The sequence below is a fragment of the Kibdelosporangium aridum genome (assembly GCF_900176515.1).
GTDB classification, from domain to species: Bacteria; Actinomycetota; Actinomycetes; order Mycobacteriales; family Pseudonocardiaceae; genus Kibdelosporangium; species Kibdelosporangium aridum.
Map to the genome: position 1 here is coordinate 21,645 of NZ_FWXV01000003.1, position 12,112 is coordinate 33,756.

Sequence of the window (12,112 nt, forward strand, 5' to 3'; positions counted from 1 at the left end):
GCTTTGACCTGAGAGTCCCAGGTCAAAGCCGTCATGCGGCTGCTTTGGATACGTGATCCTGCCGCAGTCGTTCTCAGCCGATGAAGTCGGCGACGCTCGGCGGCAGGGGCAGCGTGCTGTTGACCGCCGGCTGGGTCTGCACCGGGCAGTGCGTGTTCGGTGGTGGCACGTCACCCTTCAGCAGATAGTTGTGGATGTGGTCACGCGAGCAGGTGTCGCGGAAGTACATGCCGTGACCACCGCCGTCGTAGGTCACCAGCGGCATCTTGCTCTGCTTCGCGACGGCCAGCGCCCACGGGTACACGGTGGCCGGGTCGTAGCGGGAGTTGGTGATCAGGATCGGCGGAACCTTCTTGCTCAGCTTGAGCTTGTGCGGCGGGTTGGTCGGCTTGCCCGGCCAGCCGAGGCAGACCACGGCCCACGTGTTGTAGTTGGTGAACCGGACGTTCGGCGCGACCTTGGCGAGCTTGTCGGTCAGCCTGCTCAGCTCGCCGAAGCTGTTGATCCGGATGTTCCAGTCGTTGCACCAGATCGGCCGGCTCGGCTCGTTGCGCAGCGCGAGCGGCGCGGCGGTCACGTTCATCGGCGCACCCTGCTCGAAGGACTTGATGTAGTCGGCGAGCTCGGCCCACCGCTCGTTGACCACCCACCGCTCCAGGCTCAGCGCGAAGTCGACCGGGTTGAGCTTCCTCGCCGGGTCGCTCGGATCGGTCAGCTCGCCATTGGCGGCCTTGTCGTAAAGCTGCTTCACCAGCGCGGGAACGTCCCTGCCGTGCAGTGAACAGGTCGTTTCCTTCTTGCACCACTCGATGAAGAACCCGAACATCTCCTCGCGCAGGTAGGTCTCCGTACGCATGAAGTCCCAGGTGTTGTCGATGCTGTGGTCCATTGTGGAGTCAAGGACGAGCCGGCCGACCCGGTCGGGGAAGATTTCGGCGTACTGCTGGCCGCGCAGCGTGCCGTAGGACACGCCGTAGTAGTTGAGCTTCTTCTCGCCGAGCGCGGCGCGAATGGCGTCCATGTCCTTGACGTCGCTGATGGTGTCGACGTGGTCGAAGATCGGGCCGGTGCGCTGGCGGCAATCCTCGATGTAGGCCTTGTTCTGCTCCAGCTGCTTGGCGAACTGTTCGGCCGTGGACGGCCAGCTGCGGATCTGGTTGTCGGTCTCGCAGATGATCGGGCTGCTGCCGCCGATGCCACGCGAGTCGTAGCTGACGACGTCGTAGCGCTGGTAGATGGGATCGGTGAAGATCGCACGGGACTTCAGGTCCGCCGCACCCGCGCCACCCGGCCCGCCCGGGCCGTACATCAAGGTGCCGAGCTTGTCCGCGCCCTCAACGGCTTTGCGACGGACAAGCGACAGTTCGATCTTGTCGCCGTCCGGCTTGCCCCAGTCCACCGGCACGGCGAGCTTGGCGCACTCGACCTCCGGCTTGTCGGTACACGGTTTCCAGTCGATCGTGGTGCTCGCCTGCGCCGCAGGCACGACCGTCAGCAGCGGTCCGACGACCAGCGCCGCGGCAGCTGCCGACATGAGTGAAAGTCTCACTGGCATCCCCTTGTTTGTGGTCAAGATCCACCTACAGGAGGGGCCGAGTCTGGCGGGCGACCGCAGGGGCGGACTACCCGCGAAGGTATGGTCGGGTATCGGCCATTTGGCCATTTGTGGGTGGATTGCTCAGCCGATGCCGACGGTCTGTCACTCGGGCTCGCTCCGGCCGACCCAGCGGTGATAAGCATCCAGGTCGACGTTGCTGCCGCAGATCACACTGACGACGTGACGGCCGGCGAAACGGTCGCGATCTTCCAGTACGGCAGCGACACCGAGGGCGGCTGAGGGCTCGACGACCAGGCCCGTGTGCTCCAGAAGCATCTGCATGCCCGCCACGATCGACGACTCATGGACGAGGACAGCGTCGTCAGCCACCGCGAGGAGGTCGTCGAGCACCTCTGGGATCGGGTACCGGCCTGCGACGCCGTCAGCGATGGTGTCGGCCGATTCGGTGGTGATCACGCGGCGCTCGTGGAAGGAGCGGGTCATCGCCGGTGCACCCATGGGCTGCACGCAGATCACTTCGACTCCGGGTGTCAGCGTCTTGAGCACGTAGCCAACGCCGGTGGCCATCGCGCCGCCACCCAGGGCGATCAGCACAGTGTCGACCGGGGTTTCCGCCAGCTCAAGGCCGATCGTCGCGGCGCCCTCGCAGGTCTCGATGTCCAGGCTGTCCTCGAGCAGCCGGATGTCGCGCTGTCGCGCGACTGTCACTGCTCGCTCGCGGGCCATTTCGAAGTCGCCGTCCACCAGTTCCAGCTCCGCGCCCAATGCGCGGATCCGGTTGAGTTTGGCGACGGGTGCCTGCCGCGATGCCACGACCGTCACGTCGAGGCCACGGCGGCGGCCGGACCAACTGAGTGCCTGACCGAGGTTGCCGGCACTGGCGCACACCACTGCGGTCCTGCCCTGCTCGGTCAGCAGGCTCGTGACGAGCTCGGTGCCTCTGCCCTTGAAGCTGCGGACCGGGTTCGCCGTTTCCAGTTTGACGCTGACAGTGCAGCCAAGCTGGCTTCCCAGTGCATCGCACCGGTACATCGGGGTGTTCAGAAACACCGGGTTGATCACGCGGCGTGCGGCGTGGATCCGGTCAAGATCAAGGCGGGTCCGAAGCACGCCGAGACCTTATCGGGGATGGCGGGCTATTCGTCACCGGTTTTCGCTGGTGGGTTGGCCCGCAGCGAACCTGGGTGGGCTTTGGCCGAGGGGTCGCGGCTGGTCTTGATCAGGCTGGCCACGGTCACGATCACCAGGATGGCCAGGATGACGCCGAGGCTGACCGGCGTCGGCACTTCCGGTACTCGCTCGTCGATGTCGACGTGCGCCCAGTGCAGGATCAGTTTGACGCCGATGAAGGCCAGGATCACCGAGAGCCCGGCCGAGAGGTACACCAGCCGGTCGAGCAGGCCTTTGACGAGGAAGAACAAGGCGCGCAGGCCGAGCAGGGCGAAGGCGTTGGCGGTGAAGACGATGTAGGGCTCTTCGGTCACGCCGAACACCGCGGGGATGGAGTCCAGCGCGAACAGCAGGTCGACCCCGCCGATGGCCACGAGCACGATGAACAGCGGAGTGGCCAGCCTGCGCCCGTCGACGCGAGTGAAGATCTTGCTGCCGGCGTACTGGTCGGTGACCGGCACGATCCGGCGTGCGGTGTTGACGACGAGGTTGTTCTCGATGTCGGGGTCTTCGTTGCGGTGCCTGAACAACTGCACGGCTGTGTAGATCAGCAGCAGTCCGAAGAGGAGGAACATGAACGAGAACAACGCGAGCAAGGTGGCGCCGAGCGCGATGAATATCGCGCGCATCACCAGTGCCAGCACGATGCCGAACGTGAGCACCTTGTGCTGGTGCTCTTCCGGCACGGCGAACGTGGTCATGATGATGACGAAGACGAAAAGGTTGTCGACGGACAGGCTCTTTTCGACGATGTAACCGGCGAAGTACTCCGCGCCCGCGCCGCCGCCGTACACGCTCGCGAACCACACTCCGAACGCGATCGCGATCAGGACGTAGAAGATGGACCACAGGCTCGCCTCACGGAACCCGACCCGGTGCGGCCGGACGCTGGCGAGGATGAGATCCACAGCCAGCAGCACAAGGATGAGGCCGATGGTGACTGCCCAGGTCAGCCCGTTGATCTCGAGCACTGTACCTCCGGTTCGCCCGGTTGTGACGCCGTATCCAACCGTAGTGGACACACGATCACGCCGCGCGCCAAGCCAATGACCGGTGGGGCACCGGCACCCGCGAGGGTGACAATGCCCCGGTGCGCTGACCTTGTCAGGGCTGGTAGATCACGCCGAGCTTGTCCACTTCGGCACCGGATCGGCCGGTGAACCCGGTGATCTGCCAGCCGGGCGGTGCCGTGTACGTGACCGTGTCACTGGTCGGCCTGCCAGCGGACAGTGTGCGGCCCTGGTCAGTGGTGAGTGCGGCGGAGAAGATTCTCGTGTGCCCGTTGTGCTTGCCTTGGGAGAGGGTGACTCTGACGATGCGCTCGCCGTGGTTGAGCGTCATTGCCGTTGCTGAACCGCCGTTTCCGCCGTGTGCCAGTACGGTGCCGTCGGTCAAGGTCAGCCCGATGTGATCGAGGCGCTCTCCGCCACGCATCTGGATGGACCGGACACCGACGCCGTCGGCCACCCGGTCCACGTCGGTGAACGCAGTCCCGTGCGGCCCACCGAACTGGTCGCTCATCCGGATCCGGTCGTTGAGCGACCAGTCGAACTGGACCTTGTGGGGATAGTGGTCCGACAGGGGCTTTCCCGCGCTGTCGAGGAACTTCTGGTTCTCGTTGTTGTACTCGCGTGCGGTGAGGTTGATGAACTTGTTGCCACGGTAGAGGATTTTGTCGACCACTTCGCAGGAGTTGGTCACCGCGGCGGGATCGCACACCAGCGCGGGGCTACCGATGGCAGGCGCGTTGCCACCGCGCACGAGTTGGACCCAGGCGTCAGTCAGGCCCGCACTGGAGGCGAGTTCCCGGATGTTGTCCTCGGTTCTGGTGTAGCGGGTGTTCGTGTCGCCGATGACGATCACGGCGTTCCCGGCTGAGTTGGCGGCGATGAACTGGGTGAGCTGGGTGATGTTCGCCCGCCGGGCCGCCAGGTCGGCGGTCGTGGTGCCCGCGTTCGGGTGCAGGTTGTAGAGGTCCACGTACACGCCCTCGGCCAGCCGGATCCGGGAGAGGCTGAACCCTTTGGGGGTCAGGCAGTCCGTGCCGTTGCACTTCCCCCACTTGATCCGGTGGAAGTCGCTGTACGGGAACCGGGACAGGATGTTCAGACCGTCGCCGAACGCGGCGGGGCCACTCGTGGGCGTCCGGAATGGATGGTTGTCGCCCGCGTACAGGGCCGCGTGGTAGTTGAAGTCCTCCTGCACAGCGACGACGTCGTAGCCGGCAAGCCGGGGACTGATCAACGGGGTATTGGTCGCCGGGTTGCCGGAGGACAGCCCTTCAGGCAATCCGGCGACGTTGTAGGTCAGCACTGAGAAGGAATTCACTGCCGCCGCCTGGGCCACCGGCGAGGCCATGGCACCGACTGTCAGCAGAACGGTCGACAGGCAGGTCAGGATCGATCGTTGCATGGACGGGTCCTATGTTCGCGTTAACATTGAACGTGAAACGGGCTCACGTTATCGCCTGGAATCAGGCAGCGCAACAGTGACGGTCATAGGACCTTACCGAGGGGACGCCGGACTGGAGGCGCCGGGACAAGTCCGAAGAGGACGGCTTACTGTCCGCGTTGGCCTACGCCGTACTGGCCGGTGAACAACCGGCGACCAACAGCGTAACGGGTGCCTGCCGGGAAATGTTCTGCTGGATGTCGGCTGCGCCGCGCAGCCGCACGCAATGGAAGCACCCGAGCCGCGGACTCGCTTATCCGCTCCTTAGCACGGCGCCGATAGCTTGCGGACCCGTTCGAACTTGTCGGACACACACCTGATTGGAAGGTGATTCCGTGAGAATTCGACGCGGATCGGCGATCGCCGCCAGTGTTACTGTCTTCTTTGGACTGACAGTCATCCCTGCCGCTGCCGAGGATCCCAAGCTTGCCGCGTTCACCAAGCAGCAGGTCTCCTGGGCACCGTGTGACAGCGGGCCACCACCGCCCGGATTTCCGCCGGAGGAGTGGGAGAAACTGTGGGCCGGCCTGGAATGCGCCACGCTGACAGTGCCGATGGACTACCGCAACCCCGATGACGGCAGGCTCAGTATCGCGGTGAGCCGCCGCAAGGCCAAGAACCCGGCCAAACGTCAAGGCGTTCTGCTGCTCAACCCCGGCGGGCCCGGCGGTGACGGTCTGCTGATGCCCTCCTACCTGACCGGCGAGGCGATCGCCGACAGCTTCGACCTGATCGGCTTCGACCCGCGTGGCGTCGGCCGGTCCACCGAGTTGCGATGCGAGGCTGGGCATTGGGAGCCCGCTCGGACTCGTCCGACGGACGACCAGTTCCCCGTGATCGCGGCGGCCAAGCTCAGCCAGGAACAAGCCTGCCAGCGTGCGGGCGGCGGCCTGCGTCCCTTCATCAGCACGGCAAACACCGCACGGGATATGGACGTGATCCGGGCCGCGCTCGGTGAGAAGAAGATCAACTATCTCGGCTTCTCCTACGGCACCTACCTCGGTGCCGTGTACGGCAGCCTGTTTCCCCGCAACCTCAATCGCAGCGTGCTCGACTCGTCGATGCACCCGGACTGGCTCTACTACGAGCAGTCCAAGCAGCAGGCGGTCGCGGCGAGGCAGAACTTCGACGCCTGGGCGGCCTGGGTAGCCGAACGGGACAAGACCTACCACCTCGGCACCTCGGTCGCCCAGGTCACGGCCACTCTCGACGCACTGGGCAAGCAACTTGCCGTCACGCCGGTGCCATGGCCGGAACACCCCGAATACGGGAAGATCGACCGCAACCTCTTCGACATGATCCTGGGCTACGAAACTGTGTCCCGCCCCGGATGGGCGCTGACCACCGAATTGATTCTCAAGATCAAGGCAGCCGTCGGCGGGACGCTGTCCCCTGATGCGGCCAAAGCCCTTGCGGCGCTGACGAAATACAGCATCCCTGAGACGTTCAACGGTGTCTTTCCGACGGTGACCTGTGAGGCGGACTGGCCAGCGGACCTGAACGTCTACTACGAGCAGATGCGGATCTTCCGGGAGCGGTACCCGTACGGCAGGGGCGCCGGGGCGGCCGAGCCGACTGAGTGCACGTTCCGGTCGTTCACCCCGCCCGAGCGGATCACCGACCTGAAACGCAACGGGTACCCGACCGGGCTTGTGGTGCAGGCCGAGTTCGACCCCTCCACCCAGTACGACGGCGGGCCGGCGATGGCGGCGAAACTCAACAACAGCCTGATCTCCATCGCCGACGAGGGCGCACATGGCTTGTACGGCCGCAACGACTGCGCCACGAAGAAGATCAACGAATACCTGATCGGCGGCGTGCTACCCGGCTCACGGGTGACCTGCCCTGGCGCGCCACGGCCGAACGTGCCCGTTGACGGGCTGGCGACTCAGTCGAGCCGATCGCTGGAGGAACGTGCCCTCGAGCTGATCAAGACCCAGAAGCTCGACCGCGGGTTCTGACGCGATCCCTTCGTATGTCCTCTCGCGACAGTTGCGAGAGGACATACGGCGGCTGCATCGTGACAGACGCACTGTGTGAATGCTGACGTTTGACACCGCCTAGACGCCCCCAGGTGGTGGTCGAGAACCCCGCCGGTATTGCCTACCTTCGAACGTATGATGACCCGTCGGCTCATATTCGCGTGTGCATTCGCTTCGACAATGGCATTGATGACCAGTATTCCGGCGGTGGCCGACACGGTCACCGAGGTGTATCACGGTTCCGGCTACAGCGACTGGGGATTCGCGATCCACTACGCCCGAGCGCAGGCCTGGCAACAGGCGCGGGCCGACGGCTTCGAGCGTACGGACTGCGTCGAGACCGAAACCGTGATCGAGATGTTCGAAGCCCACGTCACCTGGGAATGCACTCACTGAATCAAGCCAAGCGTCCTCTGTAGACGATCCTCTTCTCCTCTCGCCGCAGGCAAGGCGACAATTGAGGGCTTTCGGCCCATAGCCAAAAGGTCTGAACCACGGTTGGCTGTGACTCGCGCCCGGAAAGTACGTTGCCGCCCTGGACGAGTCTCATCGAGAGGATCATCCACACCGTGTTCCGGCGAAAAGGAAAACACCATCTCGGCCTACTCTTAGCGGCCATCCTGGGGATTGCCGTGGTCTCTCCGGCGCAGCGAGCCGACGCCGAACCGATCATGCCGAAGATCGACCAAAGCATCCCCGCGCAGGTCTTCGACGACCGGACAACCGATTTCTTCGTCTTCCTGAAGTCACAGGCGGACCTGACCAAGGCCGGCAGTGCGGCGACGCACGCCGAACGAGCCCGATACGTCTACCAGACCAAGAAAACCGAGGCCGACCGGACGCAGTCCGGTATCCGCCAACTGCTCACCGACCGCAACGCGCCGTTCACCCCGTTCTGGATCACCAACGTCATCAAGGTGACCGGGGACAGCGCCCTGCTCCGGGAACTGGCCCGGCGGGACGACGTCGACCGGATCGTCGCTGACCGCACCTACCCCCTCGTCAAACCGGTCAGGGAGACGCCCGCGGCCGCAGCTCAGGCCGTCGAGTGGAACATCGACCGCGTCAGGGCGCCGGAGGTGTGGAAGACCTTCGGTACCCGTGGTGAGGGAATCGTGATCGGCACGATCGATACCGGCGCCCAGTTCGACCACCCCGCCATCGCCAAGCAATATCGTGGTGCGGCGACGCAAGGCGCCGTGCAGCACGACTACAGCTGGTACGACCCGTCTTCGGTGTGTGGCGCCCCATCGCTCGTACCGTGTGACAACATCGGGCACGGCACGCACGTGCTCGGCACTGTTCTCGGCGATGACGGTAACGGCAACCAGATCGGTGTGGCACCTGGCGCGAAGTGGATCGCCGCCAAGGGCTGCGAGTCGCAGTTCTGCTCGCTGTCGGCGCTGTTGTCCGCCGGGCAATGGATGATCGCGCCGACCGACGTCAACGGCCAGAACCCGCGTCCCGAGCTGGCGCCCAACGTGGTCAACAACTCCTGGGGCGGCGGCGCCGGGGACCCGTTCTACCGCGCTGTCGTCTCCAGCTGGGTCGCCGCCGGGATCTTCCCGGTGTTCGCGAGCGGCAACTCCGGGCCTGGCTGCTCGACCGCCGGCTCACCGGGCGACTACCCGGAAAGCTACTCGGTGGGCGCCTTCGACAGCGGCAATGCGATCGCCCCGTTCTCCAGCCGTGGACCAGGCGGAATCGGCGCCGAGATCAAGCCGGACATCACGGCACCGGGCGTGCGGATCAGATCCAGCGTGCCCGGCAACGGCTACGCCGAGATGGATGGCACGTCGATGGCGACGCCGCACGTGACCGGAACCATCGCACTCATCTGGTCAGCGGCGCAGCCTTTGCGCGGCAGGGTCCAGGAGAGCAAGGACCTTCTCGACACCATCACGAACCCTGTCGATGACGCCACATGTGGCGGCACGTCCGCTGACAACAACGTGTGGGGGCACGGGAAGCTGGATGCGTTCGCGACCGTCCAGCAGTCGCCCCGAGGACCGGTTGGTAGCGCGACCGGTGTCGTGCGTTCCGCCACCGGGCCATTGGCGGAAGCCGACATTCAGTTCGAAGGCCCGCTGTCCCGCAAGACGCGGTCCAACGAACAAGGTGAGTACACCGTGCCGATCCTCTCGGTCGGCGAGTACGACATCACCGTCCGCAAGTTCGGTTACCTCGCGCAGACAACGCGTATCACGATCAACGAGAACCAAGTCGCCAAGCATGATTTCACTCTCGCCGTAGCGCCGCTGCGCACGGTTACCGGCTTCGTCCGAGACAGCAACGGCGGACCGGTAGCCACGGCGTCGGTATCGGTACTCGACACGCCGTTGGCGGCCACGACGGCGCCTGACGGCTCCTACCGGATCGAGTCCGTACCGGAAGGCACATACAACTTCGTCTCAGAACGACCGGGTTGCTTCATCCCCCAACGCAAGCTTGTGAACGTCGTCGGCGACACCACAGTGGACTTCGCACTGCCGATCAAGTCCGACCGGATCGGACACGTCTGTGCAACCAACGCGCCGTCCTGGTTGGACACTCCTACCGTACTGCCCTTGGCAGGCGACGAGAGCACGACGTCTGTGCGATTGCCGTTCCCGGTGAACCTGTACGAGCAGTCCCACCAGTCAGTCACGGTATCCACCAACGGTTTCCTCAGCTTCAAACCACTCAGCTGGTCGTTCCCGGTCAACAGCACACTGCCGTCCAGAGAGGAACCCAACGCGGCGATCTACGCGTTCTGGTACAACCTGGTAGTCGACGGCTTCGCATCGGTACGCAGTGGCCTGACCGGAACAGCACCGAACCGTTCCTTCGTCATCGAATGGCGCGACGTGACGTTCGGCTCGCCGGACAACAGGCTCAGCGTCCAGGTCGTACTGGCCGAGAACGGTGGGATCACACTGCAATACAAAGGAATTGACCGGCCAGAGGAGCATGGAACACAGGCCACGATCGGGATCGAGGACGAGACCGGCTCGGACGCGTTGCAGTACAGCGCCTTCCAGGCTTCGCTGGCCGACGACACCGCAATCGTGTTGCGGGTACCGGGGACATCATTGGTACGTGGGACCGTCACCGACGCCAACGACCGCCTCCCCATCACCAAGGCGACTGTGACCGTGAGCCAGCCGGGTATCGCCGACCAGGTCCTCACGACCGACAACGAGGGCGTTTACCAGGCGAGAGTCAAGCTCGGCGAGGCCCGGTTGCGTTTCACGCAGACCGACTACGTCGATGACCAGGCGGACATCCGTGTGCTCACCGAGGGTGCGGTGATCGGCCGTGACGTGGCGCTGCGAACGCCTCGCCTGGAGACGCAGCCGTCGGGCGTCGAGATCGTCGTACCTCCGGGCCAGACCCGTCAACGCACTGTGACAGTCAAGAACACCGGCACCGCCGACATGTCCTGGCAGGTCAAGGAAGCCGGTGGAGCTGCGATGCGGCAAGCAGGGCCCGTCGCACGACCGGCTTCGTTCGATCCCAATGCCCGCACCGCGAAGGGGCTCCCCTCAGTGGCGGCAGCACCTTCGGTTCCGGGGCAAGTGTTGCGTTCGTGGCCGGTCGCTGGCGTGCAATGGGCGTGGGGTGTCGGCCACCAGAACGGCCCGTGGTTCTCCGATTCCGCCGGGCGCCGCAATACCCACTTCACTGTCGACGGTGTGCCAGGGCAGAGCTGGCCGGCCGGATGGTCAGGCGAGTGGCCTGCCGACATGGCCGCGGTGCCGTCGCGCGGCAGCATCTGTCAGGTCAACGTCGGCGGCAACAACGGGATCTACTGCTGGAACCCCACGAGTGGTGAGGTGACTGACCAGATCGTCGGCGCGTTCCCGTGGTCCAGGATCTCCCAGCGGGGCCTGGCCTACCGGCCTGACGACGACACGTTCTACATCGGTGGCTGGAACGAGGGAATCGTCTACCACATCAAGGGCCTTTCGCACGCCGACCGAGGCGCGGTGATCAGCCAGTGCAGCCCGGCCGATCCGGGGATCTCCGGCCTGGCGTTCAACAGCGCGTTCGGCGTGCTGTGGGCGGCGACCAACAGCCAGAGCGACACGATCTACGGGCTCAACCCGGACACGTGCCAGACACTCAGGACGATCACGCCTCCCGACACCAACTCCTACACAGGTGGAGGGCTGGAGGCAGACCTGCTCGGCAACCTCTGGGCGCTTTCCCAGGGCCCGCAGGCCACCGCGTATCTGATCGACAGCGGCGTGCCGGACTTCAGCGAGGTGCCGTGGCTGCGCACGACACCGGACACCGGTTTGCTGGCCCTCGGCGGCTCGGCCGATCTCACTGTCCACATTGACACGACCGGGCTGTCCCCTGGCGTGTACGGTGCGACGATCATCCTGCTGAGCAACAGCGGCCGAAACCCAGCGACCATGGTGCCCGTCAAGCTGATCGTTCCGGCCTACCAGTCGGGGGTCAACTCCGGCGGCAGCAACCACTCGGACGCCGACGGCGACACCTGGACACCGGACAAGCCGTACACTGAGGGCGGTTACGGCTATCTGGACGACCGCAGATCACGGGTCGTACGGACCACCACACCGATCGCCCGCACAACTGAGCAGCCGTTGTTCCAGAACTTGCGGGAGAACGCCTTCGAGTACCGGTACGACAACGTGCCCAACGGCGTGTACGCGGTCGAACTGAGGTTCGCGGAGCTCCACCACACCAGACCCAACACGCGTCTGTTCGATGTCATCGCCGAGGACAAAGTACTGATCCCCGCACTCGACATCGCCAACGAAGCAGGCACCTTCACTGCGCTGACCCGCACGGTCCACGTCACCGTGACCGACGGACAACTCAACCTCCGGCTGATCAGCCGAAAAGGTGTCCCGATCATCAACGGCATCCGGGTGACCCACCGCCCAGACCGGATCAGCTGACATCCCACCCATCGGGTGGTGCCCCACGGCACCACCCG

Annotated in this window: 7 protein-coding genes; 3 read left to right on the top strand and 4 right to left on the bottom strand. The window is 64.9% G+C overall.

All coding sequences use genetic code 11. The features are described from left to right. Positions 1-73: 73 nt before the first annotated feature. From B9C43_RS19130 to B9C43_RS19145, 4 genes are all read right to left on the bottom strand, one after another. Positions 74-1,534, bottom strand: coding sequence for an alpha/beta hydrolase (locus B9C43_RS19130; protein ID WP_051896815.1), 1,461 nt, complete (start codon positions 1,532-1,534; stop codon positions 74-76). Between the two features lie 165 nt (positions 1,535-1,699). Continuing rightward, positions 1,700-2,668 (bottom strand): threonine ammonia-lyase, encoded by a 969-nt coding sequence (locus B9C43_RS19135; protein WP_084428349.1) that lies wholly within the window; start codon positions 2,666-2,668, stop codon positions 1,700-1,702. Between the two features lie 26 nt (positions 2,669-2,694). Further along, a complete protein-coding gene (locus B9C43_RS19140) occupies positions 2,695-3,699 on the bottom strand; it encodes a TerC family protein (protein WP_084428350.1) in 1,005 nt (334 codons plus the stop codon). Between the two features lie 133 nt (positions 3,700-3,832). Continuing rightward, positions 3,833-5,140, bottom strand: a complete 1,308-nt coding sequence (locus tag B9C43_RS19145) for a jacalin-like lectin (RefSeq protein WP_084428351.1) — start codon at positions 5,138-5,140, stop codon at positions 3,833-3,835. Positions 5,141-5,514: 374 nt separating this feature from the next. On the opposite strand from B9C43_RS19145, the gene B9C43_RS19150 reads away from it, so the two are divergent. From B9C43_RS19150 to B9C43_RS19160, 3 genes are all read left to right on the top strand, one after another. After that, positions 5,515-7,140 (top strand): alpha/beta fold hydrolase, encoded by a 1,626-nt coding sequence (locus B9C43_RS19150; RefSeq protein WP_200825609.1) that lies wholly within the window; start codon positions 5,515-5,517, stop codon positions 7,138-7,140. 210 nt (positions 7,141-7,350) lie between these two features. Next, positions 7,351-7,557: a hypothetical protein gene (locus B9C43_RS19155; protein ID WP_143446453.1), complete on the top strand. Its 207-nt coding sequence runs from the start codon at positions 7,351-7,353 to the stop codon at positions 7,555-7,557. A gap of 236 nt (positions 7,558-7,793) precedes the next feature. Further along, a complete protein-coding gene (locus B9C43_RS19160) occupies positions 7,794-12,074 on the top strand; it encodes a S8 family serine peptidase (RefSeq protein ID WP_084428353.1) in 4,281 nt (1,426 codons plus the stop codon). Positions 12,075-12,112: the final 38 nt, after the last annotated feature.

Coding starts and splice junctions, on each gene's coding strand:
- B9C43_RS19130 (WP_051896815.1), bottom strand. CDS start 1,534: ATGTCGGCAGCTGCCGCGGCGCTGGTCGTCGGACCGCTGCTGACGGTC.
- B9C43_RS19145 (WP_084428351.1), bottom strand. CDS start 5,140: ATGCAACGATCGATCCTGACCTGCCTGTCGACCGTTCTGCTGACAGTC.
- B9C43_RS19155 (WP_143446453.1), top strand. CDS start 7,351: ATGACCAGTATTCCGGCGGTGGCCGACACGGTCACCGAGGTGTATCAC.